Source organism: Thauera aminoaromatica (assembly GCF_000021765.1).
GTDB classification, from domain to species: Bacteria; Pseudomonadota; Gammaproteobacteria; order Burkholderiales; family Rhodocyclaceae; genus Thauera; species Thauera aminoaromatica.
In genome coordinates this window covers 3,901,090-3,919,496 of record NC_011662.2, presented here as the reverse complement: position 1 = coordinate 3,919,496, position 18,407 = coordinate 3,901,090, and the positions used below count along the sequence as shown (strand labels likewise).

Annotated in this window: 19 protein-coding genes; 13 read left to right on the top strand and 6 right to left on the bottom strand. The window is 71.6% G+C overall.

Going from position 1 to position 18,407, the window contains the following annotated elements:
- Nucleotides 1-23: 23 nt before the first annotated feature.
- From TMZ1T_RS17295 to TMZ1T_RS17255, 10 genes are all read left to right on the top strand, one after another.
- A complete protein-coding gene (locus TMZ1T_RS17295) occupies nt 24-335 on the top strand; it encodes a hypothetical protein (RefSeq protein WP_004311293.1) in 312 nt (103 codons plus the stop codon).
- Nucleotides 332-1,252, top strand: coding sequence for a hypothetical protein (locus TMZ1T_RS17290; RefSeq protein WP_004311291.1), 921 nt, complete (start codon nt 332-334; stop codon nt 1,250-1,252). Before TMZ1T_RS17295 ends, TMZ1T_RS17290 begins: the two co-directional genes overlap by 4 nt.
- 24 nt (nt 1,253-1,276) lie before the next feature.
- Nucleotides 1,277-2,419 carry a chitosanase gene (locus TMZ1T_RS17285; protein ID WP_004311289.1) on the top strand — a complete coding sequence of 381 codons (1,143 nt, stop codon included), beginning with the start codon at nt 1,277-1,279 and terminating at the stop codon, nt 2,417-2,419.
- Between the two features lie 12 nt (nt 2,420-2,431).
- Nucleotides 2,432-3,055, top strand: a complete 624-nt coding sequence (locus tag TMZ1T_RS17280; RefSeq protein WP_012586021.1) for a hypothetical protein — start codon at nt 2,432-2,434, stop codon at nt 3,053-3,055.
- Nucleotides 3,056-3,166: 111 nt separating this feature from the next.
- Nucleotides 3,167-3,292, top strand: a complete 126-nt coding sequence (locus TMZ1T_RS21645) for a hypothetical protein (protein ID WP_004311285.1) — start codon at nt 3,167-3,169, stop codon at nt 3,290-3,292.
- A 97-nt stretch (nt 3,293-3,389) separates the two neighbouring features.
- Complete coding sequence (locus tag TMZ1T_RS17275) at nt 3,390-4,118, top strand: peptidoglycan recognition protein family protein (RefSeq protein WP_004311283.1); 729 nt, start codon at nt 3,390-3,392, stop codon at nt 4,116-4,118.
- On the top strand, nt 4,118-5,230 hold the full coding sequence (locus TMZ1T_RS17270) for an ADP-ribosylglycohydrolase family protein (RefSeq protein ID WP_012586019.1): 1,113 nt from the start codon (nt 4,118-4,120) through the stop codon (nt 5,228-5,230). Before TMZ1T_RS17275 ends, TMZ1T_RS17270 begins: the two co-directional genes overlap by 1 nt.
- 216 nt (nt 5,231-5,446) lie before the next feature.
- Nucleotides 5,447-5,995, top strand: coding sequence for a DUF3617 domain-containing protein (locus TMZ1T_RS17265; RefSeq protein WP_004311279.1), 549 nt, complete (start codon nt 5,447-5,449; stop codon nt 5,993-5,995).
- A gap of 146 nt (nt 5,996-6,141) precedes the next feature.
- The gene (locus TMZ1T_RS17260) at nt 6,142-6,417 is read left to right on the top strand and encodes a hypothetical protein (protein WP_004311278.1); all 276 of its coding nucleotides are present in this window, start codon (nt 6,142-6,144) and stop codon (nt 6,415-6,417) included.
- A 163-nt stretch (nt 6,418-6,580) separates the two neighbouring features.
- Nucleotides 6,581-6,856, top strand: a complete 276-nt coding sequence (locus TMZ1T_RS17255) for a hypothetical protein (RefSeq protein ID WP_004311276.1) — start codon at nt 6,581-6,583, stop codon at nt 6,854-6,856.
- Between the two features lie 30 nt (nt 6,857-6,886).
- Here TMZ1T_RS17255 and TMZ1T_RS21640 read toward each other — a convergent pair whose 3' ends face one another.
- The 3 genes from TMZ1T_RS21640 to TMZ1T_RS17245 form a co-directional block, all read right to left on the bottom strand.
- Nucleotides 6,887-7,393, bottom strand: coding sequence for a spermine/spermidine synthase domain-containing protein (locus tag TMZ1T_RS21640; RefSeq protein ID WP_261789041.1), 507 nt, complete (start codon nt 7,391-7,393; stop codon nt 6,887-6,889).
- 6 nt (nt 7,394-7,399) lie between these two features.
- Nucleotides 7,400-7,747, bottom strand: coding sequence for a class I SAM-dependent methyltransferase (locus TMZ1T_RS21635; RefSeq protein ID WP_261789040.1), 348 nt, complete (start codon nt 7,745-7,747; stop codon nt 7,400-7,402).
- An 83-nt stretch (nt 7,748-7,830) separates the two neighbouring features.
- Nucleotides 7,831-9,276, bottom strand: coding sequence for an alanine/glycine:cation symporter family protein (locus tag TMZ1T_RS17245; protein ID WP_012586018.1), 1,446 nt, complete (start codon nt 9,274-9,276; stop codon nt 7,831-7,833).
- Nucleotides 9,277-9,595: 319 nt separating this feature from the next.
- Between TMZ1T_RS17245 and TMZ1T_RS17240 the strand changes: the two genes are divergently transcribed.
- Together TMZ1T_RS17240 and TMZ1T_RS17235 are read left to right on the top strand one after the other, a co-directional pair.
- Entirely contained in the window at nt 9,596-10,360 is a 765-nt protein-coding gene (locus TMZ1T_RS17240) for a peptidoglycan DD-metalloendopeptidase family protein (RefSeq protein ID WP_261789038.1), read from the top strand.
- A gap of 101 nt (nt 10,361-10,461) precedes the next feature.
- Nucleotides 10,462-13,533 (top strand): ATP-binding protein, encoded by a 3,072-nt coding sequence (locus TMZ1T_RS17235; protein ID WP_012586016.1) that lies wholly within the window; start codon nt 10,462-10,464, stop codon nt 13,531-13,533.
- 13 nt (nt 13,534-13,546) lie between these two features.
- Here the strand turns inward: TMZ1T_RS17235 and TMZ1T_RS17230 are convergent, their stop codons facing one another.
- The 3 genes from TMZ1T_RS17230 to TMZ1T_RS17220 all read right to left on the bottom strand — a co-directional run bounded on the left by TMZ1T_RS17230 (nt 13,547) and on the right by TMZ1T_RS17220 (nt 16,985).
- A complete protein-coding gene (locus TMZ1T_RS17230) occupies nt 13,547-14,725 on the bottom strand; it encodes a multidrug effflux MFS transporter (RefSeq protein ID WP_004326277.1) in 1,179 nt (392 codons plus the stop codon).
- A 273-nt stretch (nt 14,726-14,998) separates the two neighbouring features.
- Nucleotides 14,999-15,994: an ankyrin repeat domain-containing protein gene (locus TMZ1T_RS17225; protein WP_004326275.1), complete on the bottom strand. Its 996-nt coding sequence runs from the start codon at nt 15,992-15,994 to the stop codon at nt 14,999-15,001.
- Nucleotides 15,995-16,151: 157 nt separating this feature from the next.
- Nucleotides 16,152-16,985 (bottom strand): class I SAM-dependent methyltransferase, encoded by an 834-nt coding sequence (locus tag TMZ1T_RS17220; RefSeq protein ID WP_012586015.1) that lies wholly within the window; start codon nt 16,983-16,985, stop codon nt 16,152-16,154.
- A gap of 156 nt (nt 16,986-17,141) precedes the next feature.
- On the opposite strand from TMZ1T_RS17220, the gene TMZ1T_RS17215 reads away from it, so the two are divergent.
- The gene (locus tag TMZ1T_RS17215; protein WP_012586014.1) at nt 17,142-18,395 is read left to right on the top strand and encodes an MFS transporter; all 1,254 of its coding nucleotides are present in this window, start codon (nt 17,142-17,144) and stop codon (nt 18,393-18,395) included.
- Nucleotides 18,396-18,407: the final 12 nt, after the last annotated feature.

The window sequence follows — 18,407 nt, the reverse complement described above, 5'->3', positions numbered from 1 at the left end:
CGGCGTGGTTCATCGAGCCTGACATGAATCCCCTGGTCGATTCGATCCTGCGAGGTGGAGCGCTGGCCGTGCTGGCCTTGGCAGGCGGGTGCGCGCACGTGTGGGTCGATGCCGAGGGGCAGCGGCATTTGCTCGGCTGGATGCATCTGACCCTCCCGCCGGCGCAAGGCGCGGTCGCCGGGGAGACCTTGCGCGTGCAGACCCTGGGCCTGGGCTGGACTCGTGCCGAGGCGGGCAGCGCGCTCGTGCTGGGCTATGCGGACACCACGCTCGGATTCCTGCGCGATGGCGCCTGCCTCGCGCCCGCTGCAGATCGAACGGAGGTCGTCAGATGAGCACTCGCCGCGTTTCGATCCTCCTGTCGCTCGCGCTGATGGTCGCCGGCTGCGCGAGTCGGCCGGACACCGTGGTCTTCGTGACCAAGAGCTCCCTCGGCGTGGACGTCGAGCAGACGCCGCCATCGGCCAGCATCGCCTACGATCGCGTCGAGGGTTATTTCGGCCCGCGCTACGAGAGCGGCGCGGTGCCGCCCGTGTTGGCGGTGTTCATGACCAACGGGCAGCTGCTCGATCGCCAGGTGAAGCAGCTCTATGCCACCGGCGACGCCGCCCGCGCGTTGCTCGCGCCCGCGGCGCCGCTGCCGTCCGATCCGGAGCAGGGGGGCGACTTCAAGCCGATGTTCTTCGGCAGCTCGACCACGGTGGGCCTGAAGATCGGCTACGAGGCCGGCGGCAGCACCTCCACCTTCACCCTCGGCTACAAGCGCAAGGAGCTGTCGGTGATCCCGGTGAACGCAGGCCGCTTCCCCTCGGTGCTGGCGACCCTGCAGACCGATGTCGACGCCCGCAGCGCGACCGACTCGCGCTTCGGCGCCGGGCAGCTGTTCGCGACCGGCGCCGCCGCGACCGCCCTCGCCGCGCGGCCGGAGGTCCGGGACGTCTTCCTGACCAAGGCCGACGCCGCGCTGAACGCCTATCGCAGCGAGGAACGCCAGCAGTCCCGGCACGCCCTGGTCACGCTGGGCTGCCTGGCCGCGCTGCCCGATGCGAAGCTGCCCGCGGTATGGCGGAACGCCGAGGCGCTGGGGGTCCTGGACCAGGAAGCCGGTGCCGGCGCGTTCGCCAGCCTGGGCCCGGATGCCGCGCGCGAGCGCTATACCCGCTACCTGGCGCTGCTGGACGCCGATTCCGCGGACGCCACGACGCGTCTGTCCCTGCACCGCCAGTACGTGTGCGGCCTTGCCGGGCGTTGATCCCCGAACCCGAAGGAGCGAGCCATGGAACGCATCATTCCCTGCACGGATTGCGCCGAGAAGACGCTCGACGTCGAGCAGCTCGGCTTCCGGGTCACCAGCTGCGATCCCCATCCCGAGCGGCCCGGGTTCTGCGTGCTGCGCTTCGAGGATCGCAGCGCCACGCCGGCGGCCGGGGCAAGCCTCGCAGCCCCCGCCGCAGCGGCGCGCGCGGGGAGGGGGGCGGTCGCCGGTGGCGTCACCGCCACCCAGGCGGCGGTCGCCAAGGCGATCGTCAACCTGTTCGAGACCGGGGAGGTGCTGGGCCAGTACGGGAAGGTGACGCTGATCCCGGGCGATACCGGCCACCTGACCTTCGGCCGATCGCAGACCACGCTCGGCTCTGGCAACCTCGCCAAGCTGCTGCAGCAATACTGCGCCAACCCCGGGGCACGCTTCGCCGGCCGGCTGGCGTCCTACCTGCCGCGCTTCCTGGCCATCGACGAGAGCCTCGACGACGATCCCCGCCTGCACAACGTGCTGCGTGCGACCGCCGACGATCCGGTGATGCGCGATACGCAGGATGCGTTTTTCGATCGGACCTACTGGGAGCCTGCGCTGCGCGCGGCCGCAAGCTTGGGCGTGCACACCCCGCTCGGCGTGGCGGTGGTGTACGACAGCGCCGTGCACGGCTCCTGGCTGGCGATGCGCGACCGCACCACGCGCGCGGTCGGCGAGCCCGCGGCGGTGGGCGAGCAGGCCTGGATCGACGCCTATGTGCGCACGCGACGAGCCTGGCTGGAGGGCCACGCGCGCGCCGACCTGCGCCAGACGGTGTATCGCATGGAAGCGTTCGGACGCCTCATCGACCAGGGCTTCTGGGGGCTCGAGATGCCGCTCGTGGTGCGCGGCAGGGAGATCTCGAGCGTGACGCTCGCCGCCTTGCCGCCCGGCTGCTACGACGGGCCGCAGCCGGGTTCGCGCCCCTTGACGCTGGCGACCCCGCTGGCGCGCGGGCTGGATGTCCGCCTGCTGCAGCTCGGCCTGTCCGACCGCGGCGTGGACATCCTCGCCGATGGCATCTTCGGGCGGACCAGCTTCAACCTGCTCAAGGCCTGGCAGGCGCAGCACGGGCTGGCGGCCACCGGCATCGCGGACCCCGCCCTGATCGGCGAGTTGACGGCCTGAGGGGGCGGGTCGATGAAGCGCGCGAAGACGCTGTGGATGGTGGCGCTGGCCGTGCTGCTGCTCGTGGCCGGCCTGTACGCGGGCGAAAGGCGCGGCGTGCCGGCGCCAGCGCCGGCTCCGGCCCGCACTGCGGTCGAGGAGATCGTCCTGGTCGCGAACGAGGTCGTGGAGGCCTTTGCGCGACGCGACGGCGAACGCCTCGCGGGCAGGGCGCATCCGCACAAGGGCGTGCGCTTCTCGCCCTATGCCTACGTCGATGTCGAGGAGGATCGCGTCTTCCTGCCCGCACAGCTGCGCCACTTCTGGGACGACGCCACGGTCCACGTGTGGGGCCATGCCGACGGCAGCGGCGAGCCGATCGCCTTGACGGCCGCGCAGTATGTCGAGCGCTTCGTGCTCGACCGCGACTATCGCGGGGCGGGCAGCATCGGTGTGAATGTCGACCAGCAGCGCGGCAACACTGCCGACAACGCTGCCCAAGCGTATCCGCAGGGAACACGGGTGGAGTACTACGTCGAGCCCGCGCCGGGTGGCGGGGCCGCGGCCTTCGACTGGAGTGCCTTGCGCCTGGTCTTCGAGCAGGTGGACGGACGCTGGCTGCTGGTGGGGGTCATCCACGACCAATGGACGACCTGATCGGGCCTGGAATCCGCTTGTCGGCGCGCATCGACGGCCTATAGTGAAGGGTATCCCGCATGGGCGTCACCGTCCTGCGGGCGCACCCAGGACAGGAAGGAGGGCTGCAAGATGAACGGAACGACCGAAAAACGCGAACCCGATGAGCAGGAGATCGACGTGTGCGACCGCCCGGTCCAGGAGACCGAGGCGACGCCCGACGAAGACCTTCCCGCCGCCGAAGGGGGGGTAGCCTGAAATGCCATTCCAGCTGACATGGTTGCCGGTCGTTCTGAGGGACGCCGGCTTGAAGGTCGCGGAGGTCGATGGCTGGCCGAACCGCGGACGGAGCGAAATGGGTGTCGTCAAGGGCGTGATCTGCCATCACACCGCCGGTCCGCGGAGCGGAAACATGCCCAGCCTCGGGGTACTCAAGAACGGGCGTGCCGATCTGGCGGGGCCGCTGGCGCAGCTCGGTCTCGGGCGGGACGGCACGTTCTACGTGATCGCCGCGGGAAGGGCCAATCACGCGGGGCGGGGCGAGTGGAAGGGCATCACTGACGGCAACGGCAGCTTCATCGGCATCGAGGCCGAGAGCACCGGAATCGGTGATCCGACCAAACCCGGGTTCGAACCCTGGCCCGAGGTGCAGCTCGACGCCTATCGTCGCGGCGTGGCCGCCATCCTGGCGCATCTCGGCCAGGATGCCGGGATGTGCTGCGGTCACAAGGAATATGCGCTGCCGAAAGGGCGCAAGAGCGACCCGCACACGCTCGACATGGAGCGTTTCCGCAGCGAGGTCGCGGCCCTCATGAGCGGCGCGGCTGCGCCCGTGCCCTCGATCCCGCGCAAGGATGCGGAGGATCGACCCACCATCCGGCGCGGCGCGACGGGCAATCCGATCTTTCTGGTGAAGGAAGTCCAGCGCAAGCTCGGCTTCGGCGCACAGCAGGTGGATGGCGCCTTCGGCCCCCTGACCGAGGCGGCGATGCGGCGCTTCCAGCGCGCGCACGGCCTGGTGCCGGACGGCATCGTCGGTCCGCGGACCTGGAAGGCGCTCGACACCGTGGCGATCGGCCCTTGATGTCTGCCGACCCGGTTTCCGTCGCGGGCATCGACGGGCCCGCCGCCCTGCGGGACCGTGCCCTCGGTGCCCTGCTCGGAGCCTTCATCGGCGACGCGCTGGCGCTCGGCCCGCACTGGTACTACGACCTCGACGAGCTGCGCGCGCGCTACGGGCCGTGGATCACCGGCTATACCGCGCCCATGCCCGACCACTACCATGCGGGCATGAAGGCGGGCGAATCCTCGCAGACCGGCGTGCTGCTGAGGCTCACGATGGAGTCGCTGGCCGAATGCGGCGGCTACGACGAGGCCGACTTCTGCCGCCGCATGGACGAGGATTTCTTTCCACGACTCGACGGCACGCCGATGCAGGGGCCCGGCGGCTACACCAGCCAGTCGATCCGCGAGGCCTGGCGCAAGCGCATCCGGCAGGGCCTGCCCTGGGGCCGGGTGGCCGGCAACGCCGACACCACCGAGGCCGCCGAGCGCACGCTGGCGATCGCGGTGCGCTACGCCCTCGACCCCGCCGCGCTCGCCGACGCCGTCACCCGCAACACGGTGCTGACCCAGACCGACGGCACCGTGGTGGCGATGACCGTCGCCTTCGGCGCGGTGCTCGGCATGCTGGTCGAGGGCCACAAGTTCGACGCGGCGATCTCGGCCAAGCTGATGGCGCGGGTGAAGTCCGGCGCGCTGCCCTTTCACACCGTGACCGCGGGAAACCTCCAGGCGCCGCGCCCCGGTGCCGCCGAGGCCCCGACCGCCGGCCGCTTCCCGTCGCCGGATGCGCTGCTCACGCAGTCGTCGATCGCGCGCGCGGCGCACGACCCGGACGTGCGCATCGAGCCGGCGTGGAAGGTCGCGCTGGTGTATGGCATGCCCTGCGCGGTGTATCACCAGTTTCCGGCGGCGTATTACCTCGCGGCGCGCTTCGCCGACGACTTCGAGTCGGCGGTGCTGCATGCGCTCAATGGCGGCGGGCAGAACCTCGCGCGCACCATGCTGACCGGTGCGCTGGTGGGGGCGCAGGTCGGTCTGGCGGGGATCCCCACGCGCTTCGTGAAGGGGCTCGTGGATCACGCGGCGCTGCTTGCGCTGGCGGGACGGATCGGGCCGGGCCGGGTCCTGTAGGCGCGACGCAAGTCGCGATGCATGGCGTGCCGATACCCGCCACGCCGGGCTCCTCCGCCGCTGTCCGCCGCACCGCGCTCCTTCGTGCCGCCGCAAAATCCGCTCACGATCCGGGGGGCTGCGAGGCGTCGTCGCCCGCCCCCGGCCTGCGATAATGCAGGCGTCGATGTCGGGCGCGCTTCCGCGCCCGCACGCCGAACCACGAGGACCGCCCCGATGACCCCGATCCGCGCTGCCGCGCTCGCTCTTGTCCTGACCTGCGCCGTGCCGGCCGCGCACGCGCTGGACGACCTCCGCCCCGGCCTGTGGGAGTTCCGCTCCACCCGCCTGAGCTTGGCCGGCCTGCCCGACATGGCGGCGCAGATGGGCATGCTGCAGCAACACATCAAGGGCCTGCCGGCCGACACCCGGCGCATGCTGGAGCAGCAGATGCAGCAGCGCGGGGTGAGCCTGGGCGCGGACGGCAGCGTGCGCAGCTGCATCACACCCGCGCAGGCGCGCCAGGACAACGTCTTCGCCGGCAAGGTCGAGGGCAACTGCACGCTGACGCGGGTCGAGCGTAGCGGCAACACCATCCGCGGCAGCCTGCGCTGCACCGATCCGGACGCCGAGGGCGATTTCCACGCGCGCGTCGAAGGCCCGGAGCATTTCACGACCCGCGTGAAGCTCGCCTCGGTGCGCGGCGACCTCGATCTCGAGACGGATGCGCGCTGGCTCGGTGCGGGCTGCGGGGCGGCGGCGGTCGCGCCGAAGCCGGCGCGTTAGCGCGCTGCTGACGGAAATCCGCGCTCGCCTTTTGCGTGCGAGCGTGATGGATTGCGGCCACACCGCGCTTTCATGCTACGCGTTGCGGGGCGTATGAGGGATGATTCCAGGAAGGACGGAGACCCACTGCCTGCGAGCCTGGAACCATGAAAAGTCATCTCGCCGAAGACATCCGCATCGCCAGCCCGCGTTTTCACCTGCCCACCCGCGACGGACTCTATGCACCGATCGCCTTCCTGTTCGTGACCGAGCGGATGCGCGACGACATCCTGAACGAGCGCTCGCTGCTCGTCGCTTCCCTGCCCCCGGCCCTGCGCGCACGCCAGCAGAAGCTCTTCGATCGCTACGACCCGGTGGCGGGGGCGCGCAGCTTCACCGAGCTGCTCGAGCTCTATCGCTACCCCTTCGCCGGCTCGCATTGAGCGGATCCACGCCGCTGCCGCCGCGCACGCAGCGTGTGCGGCGGGATCTTTTTTCCGCTTCCATGGTCGTTCAGACGGACGCGCCGGCCTGTCGCCCGCGTCGACAGCTTTCCGAGCCCGCGTGGTGCGGGACGGACATCGATTTCGACCGTACGACGGAGCCATGAAGAGTCATCTCGCCGAGAACATCCAGATCGCCCACCCCCGTTATCACCTTTCGTCCGACGACGGCCTGTACCGGCCGATCCCCTTCCTGTTCGTGAGTCCGCGGATGCGCGACGACATTCTCGACGAGCGCGAGATGCTGCTGTCGGCACAGCCCGCGGCGCTGCACGAGCGCCAGCAAAAGCTGTTCGCCAGCTACGACCCCGCGGTCAGCATGGAGGCCTTCCGCCAGCTGCTGCGCCTGTACGGCTACCCGTTCAACAACCGGCGCTGAGTCGGCGTCGAGCCGACGGCAGCCGCCCGCTCAGCGTGCGAGCCGCCAGGCATGGCCCTGACGTTCGCCGGCTTCGAGCGCGCGGGCGAGATTGGGAAAGTCCAGTCCGGTGCGCGCCTGCAGGGCGTGGGCTTGGCTGCGCATCCAGTTCCAGCGCGGCGTGAAGGCGGGATCGCGGAAGGCGAACAGGATGTGGTTGCCGTCCTCGCGCACCGGTATCGCGATCACGCGTTCGTCGAAGATCTCGAGCAGGCGGGCGACGTGGGGGGCGAAGGATTCGCGTGCGCCGGCGAGGTTCATGGCCAGCACACCGTGCCCGCCCAGGTGACGGAAGGCGTTGGCGTGGAAATCGGTGTCGAGCAGGGTGTGGGCGACGCCCTCGGCGCCGAAGGCGTCGATCAGCAGCACGTCGCTGCGCGTCTGCGTCTCGCCCAGCCAGCGCACGCCGTCGGCGTGGAGGACGCGAAAGCGCGCGTCGTCGGCGGGCACGCCGAAGTGTCGGCGCAGGGCGATCACGTCGGCGTCGATCTCCACCACGGTCAGCTAGGCCGCCGCCAGATGGCGGTGGCAGAAGTTGGCCAGCGAGCCCCCGCCGAGGCCGATCATGCCGATCCGGCGTGGGCGCGGATTGAACAGCAGGAAGGCCATCATCGCGCGTGCATAGGCGAGCACGAGCGCGCTGGGATTGGCGATGTCCATCACGCTCTGCACGTAGCCGAGGCTGAAGTGCAGTGCGCGCAGGCCGCCATTCTCGAGCACGAAGGGCTTGCCGTAGTCGCCTGCGACGAGGCGGGCGGCGAGCGCGGCGGCGTCGCTCCCGGGCGGCTCGAGCAGGCGCACCACGCCGGGCTCGGCGGGGAAGGGGCTGGGGAACTCGAGGAGGCTGTGCATCGGATCGGCGGCTGCGCGGCGCGCCCGCTCCGGGACGCGCCTGGCATCCGGCCGGGGTGGCGCCGCTCGGGGCGTGGCCCGGCTCAGTCCCAGATGCCCGGCGTGAGCTTGCTGCGGATCTCGGGGTACGCGCGGGCGTCGAAGGTGGGCAGCTTGCCGGCGGCGCGCTGGGCGTTGTAGTCCTTCGCCAGCTTCACCACCAGGCCCGAGAGCAACAGGATGGCGACGAGGTTGGTGATCGCCATCAGGCCCATCGCCACGTCGGCGAAGTTCCACACGAAGGGCAGCGAGCCGATCGCGCCGAACATCACCATGGCCAGCACGATCAGGCGGAAGATCAGCAGGCCCGCGGGGTGGTTGTGCTCGATGAACACCAGGCAGTTCTCGGCGTAGAAGTAGTTGGCGACGATCGAGGTGAAGGCGAAGAACAGCACCACGACGGCGAGGAAGTACTTGCCCCAGCCGCCCACTTCGCTGGTCAGGGCGTTCTGCACCAGGCCGACGCCGGTGCCTTCGACCGGACCGGCGAGCAGGATGATGGCGGCGGACGCGGTGCAGATCAGGATCGTGTCGATGAACACGCCGGCCATCTGCACGTAGCCCTGCGAGGCCGGGTGCGGCGGGTAGGGCGTGGCCGCGGCGGCGGCGTTGGGCGCCGAGCCCATGCCGGCCTCGTTGGAGAACAGGCCGCGCTTGAAGCCGTTGAGGATGGCCGCGCCGATGCCGCCGGCGGCGGCTTCGTGGAAGCCGAAGGCGCTCTTGACGATCATCGCCAGCACGCCCGGCACCTCGCCGAGGTTGACGAGGAGAATGCCGACCGCCACCACCAGGTAACCGACCGCCATGAAGGGCACGGCGAGCTCGGAGAAGCGCGCGATCGAGCGCAGGCCGCCGAAGATGATCACCGCGGTGAGCACGGTGACCGCCACGCCGACCACCAGCGCCGCGACGGCGACCTCGTTGCCGCCCAGCGTGAAGCTGCCCATGTCGAGCTCGAAGGCGCCGACCATCGCGCCGGCGATCGTGTTCGACTGCACCGAGTTGAAGGCGAAGCCGAAGGCGATGATCAGGAAGATCGAGAACATCGTGCCCGCCCAGCGCTGGCCGAGACCTTTCTCCATGTAGTAGGCGGGGCCGCCGCGGAACTGCCCCTTGTCGTCGCGCTGCTTGAAGAGCTGCGCGAGCGTGGCCTCGGCGAAGCCGGTGGCCATGCCCACGAGCGCGATCACCCACATCCAGAAGATCGCGCCCGGGCCGCCGAGCGTGATCGCCACCGCCACGCCGGCGATGTTGCCGGTGCCCACGCGCGCAGCGAGCGAGGTGCACAGGGCCTGGAAGGACGAGATGCCGGAGGCGTCGGACCGGCGGCTGCCGCGCAGCACCGTGAAGGTGTGGCCGAAGTGGCGCAACTGGATGAAGCCCAGGCGCAGGGTGAAATAGATGCCGGTGCCGACCAGCAGCCAGATCAGGATCTTGCCCCAGAGCAGGCCGTTGAGCAGGTCGACGACCTGGTTGGCGAATGCTTCCATGTTTGGTCTCCAGCCGCGGGTGGCGGCGTTTCGTCATGAAGCCCGGATCGCGGGCGGAAAAAGCGAGGGCGCGATTCTAGCGTGCGCATCGGCGATCTCCGCGCTTTTCGCCGCTATCATCGCGGCATCGGTCGTCGTCGCGATACCGTCCGCAGCTTCATGCTGCAGGCGTGGCACCGCGCCGGCACGGCCCCCCGAATCCAGGAATCCGATGATGCGCTCGTTCCCTTCGTGCGGGTGGCGTATACGCCTTGCCCGCGTTCGCCTTGCCCGCGTTCTGGCCGCTGCGGCGGCCTGCGTTGCCCTGCCGGTCGCGGCGTTGGAACTGCCGCGCGAGCGCGCGGTGGCGGGCGGGGTCGCCCTGGTCGAACTCGGACCCGCACTGGTCGCGCCCCAGGCCAGCCTGGACGGCGTGCCGGTGCTGGTCGCCGGGCGCCCGGGCGGGTGGACCGCGGTGGTGGGCATTGCGCTCGAAGCCGAGCCGGGCAGCGTGGACCTGGAGGTGCGCGCGGAAGGCGAGCCGCCGCGCCGGGTGCCGGTCGCGGTGGGGCCGGTGCGCTACGCCGAGCAGCGCCTGAAGGTGGCGCCGGGCAAGGTCGACCTGTCGCCCGCCGACCTCGCCCGCCACGAGCGCGAGCGCCTGCGCTCGGCCGAGATCGTCGCCACCTGGAGCACGCTCGATCCCGGCAGCCTGCGCATGCTGCAGCCGGTACCGGGGCGGCGCTCGGGCTCCTTCGGGCTGCGCCGGGTGTTCAACGACCAGCCGCGCAAGCCGCATGGCGGCATGGACATCGCCGCGCCCACGGGCACCCCGGTGGTGGCCGCCGCGGCGGGCCGGGTGATCGACACCGGCGACTACTTCTTCAACGGCAACACGGTATGGCTCGACCATGGCCGCGGCCTGCTCACCATGTATTGCCACCTGTCCTCGATCGCGGTGAAGGCGGGCGACACGGTGAAGGCCGGCGCACGCATCGGCGCGGTGGGCGCCACCGGGCGCGTCACCGGCCCGCACCTGCACTGGTCGGTGATGCTCAACCGCAGCATGGTCGACCCGGCGCTCTTTCTGCCCGGCGGCGGCTAGACGCCTCGAAGCGGGTTGCAGCGCGCTTGCCGCAGCGCAACAATGCGGACATTCTTCTGTCTGCGTGCACCGGCCCGGCCGCGATCGCACGCCTCCACGCCATGAACCACGCTCCCGCCGCCGATGCCGCCACCCGCGGCCGCCATGCCGGCCTGCGCCTCGCCTTTCCGCTCATCGCCCTCACCGTGCTGGTGGGCGGCGTGGGTGCCTTCGGCTACCGCTCGCTGAGCGAGGAGATCCGCCGCGAGACCCAGCGCACGCTGGCGGTCATCGCCGAGCAGAAGCGCCAGCACATCGAAGGCTGGCTCGCCGAGGCGCGCGTGGATGTGCGGATGGTCTTCACCGGCCATTCGCAGCTCGAGGCCTTGTTCGAGGCCTGGCTGGACGGCGGCCGCCGCGACGATGCGGCGTTCGCGCGCATGCGGGCGCTCGTCGAGGAGCTCGCCCGCCTGCGCGGCTGGCAGGGCGTCGCCCTGCTCGACGCCGACGGCGCGCCTACGCTCGCGGTCGGCAGCCCCGACCTCTCGGCCCATGCCGAACTGATCGCCGACGTGCTGCGGCAGCCGCGCGTCGAGCTCGTCGACCTGCACCAGGACGCCCGGGGGCGCACGCATTACGGCGTGCTCGCGCCGGTGGGCGCGCCGTCGCGCGGTGTGGCCTACCTGACCTGGGAGGCCGAGACCGCGCTGTATCCGATGGTCGAGGCCTGGCCGGTGCCCACGCGCAGCGCCGAGACTTACCTGGTGCGGCGCGAGGGCGAGGGCGTGCGCTTCCTGACCCCGCTGCGCCATCAGGCCGATGCGGCGCTCGCGCTCGAGCGCCCGCTCGCCACTCCCGATCTGCCGGCCGCGCGCGCGGCGCTCGGCGAGCGCGGCATCCTCTCCGGCGGGCGCGACTACCGCGGCGTGCCGGTACTGGCCTACGCCGCCGCGGTCGAGGGCACGCCCTGGCTGATGCTCGCCGAGATCGACGAGCGCGAGGCCTACTCGGGCATCCGCACGCTGACCTGGGGCATGGGCGTGGTGATGGCGCTCGGCCTCATGCTGGTGTACTCGGGCGGCTACCTGGTGTGGCGGCGCGACCGCGAGCAGCGCGAGCGCGCCACCCTGCAGGCCCGCCAGATCGCCGAGGCGCGCTTTCGGGTGATCTTCGAGCAGGCGCCGCTGGGCGTGGTGCTGCTCGACCCGCGCACACGGCGGATCACCGAGGCCAACCCGCGCTTCGCCGCGATCGTCGGCCGCAGCGTCGGCGAGCTGGTCGGCGTCGACCCGATCGCGCTCACTCATCCGGATGACGTCGCCGAGAGCCTGCGCCAGCTCGGCCGCCTCGACGCCGGGCGCATCGCCGGCTACCGCCTCAACAAGCGCTACCTGCGCCCGGACGGCACGCCGGTGTGGGTGAGCCTGGCCTTCGCGCCGGTGCAGGTGGCCTCGGAGGACGCACCGCGCTACCTCGGCATCGTCGAGGACATCTCCGCGCGCATCGAGATGGAGGAGCGCCTGCGCGAGGCCTCGGCCGCGGCTGCCGCGGCCAACGCCGCCAAGAGCGAGTTCCTCGCCCACATGAGCCACGAGATCCGCACGCCGATGAACGCGGTGCTCGGCCTCGCCCAGGTCCTCGAGCGCGAGCCGCTCGCGCCTGCGCAGCGCGACATGGTCGGGCGCATCCGCGGCGCCGGCGCTTCGCTGCTGGCGATCCTCGACGACGTGCTCGACCTCTCCAAGATCGAGGCCGGCCAGCTGCGCATCGAGCCGCGGCCCTTCGACCTGCGCGCGCTGCTCGCCAATCTCGACAGCCTGATGGGCCAGGCCGCGCGTGCGAAGGGGCTGGCGCTGCGCATCGAGCCGCCGGCGCTGCCGCCCGGGCAGCTGCGCGGCGATGGGCTGCGCATCGAGCAGATCCTCATCAACCTGGTCAGCAACGCGATCAAGTTCACCGAGCGTGGCGAGGTTTCCCTGCGCGTGCGCGCCGACGAGGTGGGGGATGTGCGACTGCGCCTGCGTGCGGAGGTGCGCGACACCGGCATCGGCATCGCGCCCGAGGCGCAGGCGCGCCTGTTCGCCCCCTTCACCCAGGCCGATGCCGGCATCGCGCGGCGCTTCGGCGGCACCGGGCTGGGCCTGTCGATCTGCAAGCGCCTGGTCGAGCTGATGGGGGGCGCGATCGGTGTGCATAGCCAGCCCGGGCTGGGCAGCACCTTCTGGTTCGAGCTGCCGCTGGAGCGGGTTGCCGGCGGCGAGCCGGCGAGCGTCGGAGTGGTCGCGGCGCCGGAAGGCGATCGCGCGGCCGGGCCGCGGCTGGCCGGCATGCAGGTGCTGGTGGTGGACGACAGCGCGATGAACCGCGATCTGGTGCAAGGCGCGCTGGCGCTGGAGGGCGCGTGCGCCACCCTCGCCGCCGACGGCCAGCAGGCCATCGAGTTGCTGCGTGGCCGGCCGCAGGCCTTCGACGCGGTGCTGATGGACGTGCAGATGCCGGTGCTCGACGGCCTCTCCGCCACCCGCCGCATCCGCGACGAGCTCGGCCTCGCCGCGCTGCCCGTGATCGCCTTCACCGCCGGCGTGGGCGAGGATCAGCAGGCCGCCGCGCGCGCCGCCGGCGCCGACGACGTGCTGCCCAAGCCGATGGACCTGGAGCAGATGACGCAGCTGCTGATGCGCTGGGTAATGCCGCAGTCGGCTGCGGGCCTGGCCGAAGCGACGCCCGCGGCCGGCGCGGGTGATCGGCCTGCGCACGCGGTCGCTGCCGCACCCATGCCGGCCGCCGCGCCCGTGCCCCCGCCCGCGTCGCCGGCGCAGAGCGCAGCAGCGCCGCCTGCCGCGGCTGGCGACGATTTCCCCGCGCTGCCCGGCATCGACCGCGAGCGTGCGATGCAGCGCCTCGGCAAGGATCGCGACATGTTCATCGGCCTGCTCGGGCTCTTCATCGAGGACAACGCCGGGGTGGTGGCGGCGACCCGCGCCGATCTCGCACGCGGCGAGCGCGAATCGGCGGCGCGCCGCATGCACACGCTGCGCAGCAACGCCGGCTTCATCTGCGCGCTCGCGATCATGCAGGCGGCCGCAGCGCTGGAGAAGGCAATCGCGCAGGACGAGCCCGACGTGGCGGCGCGCCTGGACGAACTCGCGGCGGACATCGCCGGGCTGGTGGAGGCCGGCCGTGCGTTCTTGTGAACGCCGCCCGCGTTCAGCGCGCGGGTGAGCGGCTCCATGCGGCGAGGGCGAACAGCATGCCGGCCGCGACGGTGAGACCGAGCGCCGCGGTGCCGTGCTGCACGCCGTGCCCGACCAGCATGCCCGCCCCGGCGCCCAGGCCCATCTGCACGAAACCCATCAGCGAGGCCGCGGCACCGGCCATCTTGGGATAGCCGGCGAGTCCGAGCGCGGTGGCGTTGGGCAGGATCAGCCCGATCGCCGCGGTGACGCCCCACATCGGCAGCATCACCGCCGCCGGGTGCTGCGGGCTGGCGAAGGCGAGCGCGGCGAGCAGCACGCCGCACGCCGCGCCGATCCACACGCCGTAGCGGATCAGGCGCGCCGGGCCGAGGCGGCGCGAGTGCCGCGCCGACAGCGTCGAGCCGATCATGAAGCCGGTGACGTTGAGCCCGAAGGCCAGGCCCATCTGCTGCGGCGACATGCCGAAGTGCTCGATGAACACGAAGGGCGAGCCGGAGATGAAGGCGAACAGCGCGGCGAAGGCGCCGCAGCCGATCAGCAGCGCGCCGCGGTAGGCGGGGTCGGCGAGCAGCGTACGGTAGTTGGCCAGCATCCGGGCCGGGCGCATCGCATGGGCATCGGGGTGGCGGTTGGTCTCCTTCAGCAGCGCGGCCACGGCGAGCATCAGGACCATGGCGTAGATCGCGAGCGCGACGAAGGTCGCGCGCCAGCCCCAGGCGGCGGTGAGCCAGCCGCCGAACAGCGGCGCGAGCAGCGGTGCGAGCGCGGTGGCGGTGGACACGTGCGAGAGTACGCGCGCCGATTCGGCGGGGCCGTAGAGGTCGCGCACCACGGCACGGCCGAGCACCGGCCCTGCGCAGGCGCCGAGGGCCTGCACCAGGCGCGCGCCCACCAGCACGGCGAGCGATTCCGCGAACACGCACACCAGCGTGGAGAGCAGGAACACCAGCATGCCCCACAGCATCACCGGCCGCCGTCCGCAGCGATCCGAGAGTGGGCCGACGAGCAACTGCCCGGCGCCGAAGCCGAGCAGGTAGACCGACAGGGTGAGCTGCACGCCGGCGCTGTCGGTGTGCAGGGCACGCGCGATCGCGGGCAGGGCGGGCAGGTAGAAGTCGGTGGAGAGCGGCCCGAGCGAGGTCAGCGCCACCACCAGCACCGCCAGCGCTGCGGAGGGCATCACCGCCATGGGCCGCCCGCATCCGTCCGCAGCGAAGGGAGCAGGGCCGGTGGCGCGGGCGGGGTGGAATGTTTCGTCATCGGCAATGAGGCGGTCCAGCGGAGCGTGATTGTATCCCGCCTCCGCGCCGTCGCCGCCGTTCATCCACCGCAGCGATCGCGACTCGCGTCGCTCCCACGATCAACCGGCACGGTATCCGCAGCGCCCCGGCGCGACGCGAGTCGCGAGCGGGCGGACGGATCGCACGGACGGTCCCGGCAAGGCGGCGTTCGCGCCCCGCCGTCAGTAGATCGTGCCGGTGAGCGGTGGCGGCTCGTCGCGCTGGATCGGCGCATCGCCGCGCGCCTCCATGCGCGCGGCGATGGCGATGCGTTCGCGGATGCGCTCGTCCTTCGAACGTGCGGCGATGTCGACCAGGGTGGTGCCGTTCTTCATCGTCGCCTGCGTGGAGGCGCCGGCGTCGAGCAGCGTGTTGACGATCTCCCAGTGTCCGTTGGCGACCGCCTTGAGCAGTGCCGTGGAGCCGTCCGCGGCGACGAGATTGACCTTGGCCTTGCGGTCGAGCAGCAGGCGCACGACGCCCAGGTGGCCGCGCGCCGCGGCCTGCAGCAGCGGCGTGATGCCGGCGTTGCTCGTGGCATTGACCTCGGCCTGGCGGCGCACGAGCACCTCGCCGACCTTCTGGTAGCCGTTCACCGAGGCCCAGTGCAGCGGCGTGTAGCCGTCGGCGTCCGTCGCATCCACGCTGGCGCCGAGCCGGATCAGCTCGAGGGCGAGCGCCTCGCGGCCATGGAAGCAGGCGATCATCAGCGGCGTCCACTGGCGCGCGTCGCGGCCGTCGATGTCGAAGCCGGCATGCAGGAAGAGCGAGCACAGGTGCTGGTCGCCAGCCTCCAGCGCGCGCACGAACTGCGCCATCGTGATCGGAATGTCGAGGCGCTCGAGCTCGGCGACCGCGCGCTCGTAGTCCCAGGCGTCGTCGCGCGCGGCCGTCGTGGGCTCGGGGGCCGCTTGCGGGGTGGGACGCACCGGGCCGTGGAGGTCGTAGGCCATGCTCAGATAAACGATCTCTGCGCCCACCTCGGGCGGGAAACCGCGCCGGTTCGGCCGTTTCGAGACCATGAGCTCGGTGAAGTATTCGCCCAGCTTGTCCTTGTCGTCCCAGAGCTCCGCGATGCGGCGGGCGACATGGGGAAAGCCCTCGACGAGCTTGCGCGGATAGCGGCTCGCGTACGGCGTGGTCAGCAGGAATGCCAGCGGTGATTCGATTTCGGCCATGTCCGTTCCGGATGCGCCCGCATCCGTCCTCCTCGACTTTCCGGTTCCGTCCGGGCGCGGCGCCCTGTCTCCTGTCCACCTTGCGTGGCGGACTCCCCGATTCTAGCAGTTCGATCGCAGCACAAAGGCATGGATCGGCGGTGTCGGCGCGGACAGGTCAGCTCGTGAAGAAACGCGCGGAAAGTTCTTCCAGCCCGAGCATCCCGAGCAGCGCGGCGAGGCGTTCGGCCGCGCGCCGGCGCGGGCGCTCGGGCTGGCGGCGGGCGATGATCAGCTCGTTCTTCATCGAGTGCTCCCAGCCCACGAGCTCGGTGACCGTGACCTCGTAGCCGTGGGCCTCGAGCTGCAGGCAGCGCAGCACGTTGGTGACGTGGCTGCCGAACTCGCGGGTGTGGATGGGGTGGCGCCACAGCTCGGCGATCGGGCCGCGCAGCGCCTGTTGCTTGTTCCGGCGCAGCACCGCGGCGACCTCGGCCTGGCAGCACGGCACCAGCACGATCGCGCGGGCATCCTTCTTCAGCGCGAAGCGGATGGCGTCGTCGGTGGCGGTGTTGCAGGCGTGCAGCGCGGTGACGACGTCGATGCGTCCGGGCAGGCGGTCCGAGGTGATCGAGTCCGCCACGCTGAGGTTCTGGAAGCGCATCCCGGACGAGAAGCCGAGCTTGTCGGCGAGCCGGCGCGAGCTCGTCACCAGCTCGTCGCGCGTCTCGATGCCGTGGATGCGGCCGCCGGGGGCGTGCGCCTTGAAGAACAGGTCGTAGAGGATGAAGCCCAGGTAGGACTTGCCGGCGCCGTGGTCGACCAGCTCGATGTCGGGGCGCTCGGCCAGGGCCTCGGCGAGCAGCGGTTCGATGAACTGGTAGAGGTGGTAGACCTGCTTGAGCTTGCGCCGGCTGTCCTGGTTGAGCTTGCCGTCGCGGGTCAGGATGTGGAGCTGCTTGAGCAGCTCGACCGACTGGCCGGGGCGGATTTCGGGGTGCGGGGTGGTCATGGCGGGCGGGGCGCGCGGGCGCGGAAGCGGGGTGGGCGCAAATGTACACGGCGGGGGGCGGACCACCAAGCCGCGAACGCGGCGGGCTCGCCCGCGCGCACGCCGGCGCGATCGCGGCTATGCTCTCGTCGCCCATCGAGAGGCTGAGAGGAGACCATGAGCCGCACAGAAGCTTCCCGGAACATGGGCGGGCACGCGCCGTCCGCGGCTGCGGGCGTCCCGCCCGCCTTCGTCGTCATCATCGCCGGCATGGTCGCCGCGCTGCACATCGGCAAGATCCCGCCGGCGATCCCGGTGCTGCGCGATGCGCTCGGCGTGAGCCTGGTCGAGGCCGGCTTCCTGCTCTCCATGGTGCAGATGGCGGGCATGCTCGGCGGCGTCTTCATCGGCCTGGCCGCAGACGGCTTCGGCCTGCGCCGCAGCGTGCTGCTCGGCCAGGGCGTGCTCGCCTCCGCCAGCCTCGCCGGCGCGTGGGCGACCCAGCCCGGCGAGCTGCTGGTCTTGCGCGCGATCGAGGGGCTGGGCTTCCTGCTCGTGGTGCTGCCGGTGCCCAGTCTGATCCGCCAGCTCGTGCCCCCCAGCCGGCTGGCGCTGCACCTGGGCCTGTGGGGCACCTACATGGCCACGGGAACCTCGCTGGTGCTGGCTGGTGGGCCGGCGCTGATGGGGGTGATGGGCTGGCAGGGGCTGTGGGGGCTGCTGGCGATGGCCTCGGCTGCGGTGGCGGCGTGGCTGGCGGTGCGCGTGCCATCCGACCACGCGCGCCGTGCCGCGGCGGGCACCCCCGTCGGGGCGGCGGTCGCGGCACGTGCGCGCTGGGGCGCACGCCTGCGCGCCACGCTCGGCAGCGCGGGGCCGTGGCGGGTGGCGATCACCTTCTCCATGTACTCCAGCCAGTGGCTGGCGGTGATCGGCTTCCTGCCGTCGATCTACGCCCAGGCCGGACTGTCGGGCCAGGTGGCCGGGCTGCTGACCGCCTTCGCCTGCCTCGCGAACGTCACCGGCAACGTCGCCGCCGGCCGCCTGCTGCATCGCGGCGTGTGCGCGCGCCACCTGCTGTACGCCGGCTTCCTCGCCATGGCGGCGACCACCTTCGTCGCCTTCTCGCCGCTCGCGGCAGAGTTGCCGGTCGCGCGTTACCTGGCCGTGGTGCTGTTCTCGGCGATCGGCGGGCTTATCCCGGCGACCCTGTTCGCGCTCGCGGTGCATGTGGCGCCCGACGACGACACGGTGTCGACCACCGTGGGCTGGATGCAGCAGTGCTCCTCGGCCGGCCAGTTCCTCGGCCCGCCGCTGGTGGCCTGGGTGGCGGGCGCTGTCGGCGGCTGGCAATGGACCTGGGTGATCACCGGGCTCGCCTCCCTTGTCGGCCTGGTGCTGTCGAGCCGGACGCGCTACCAGCGCGCCTGATGCGCGCGGCGC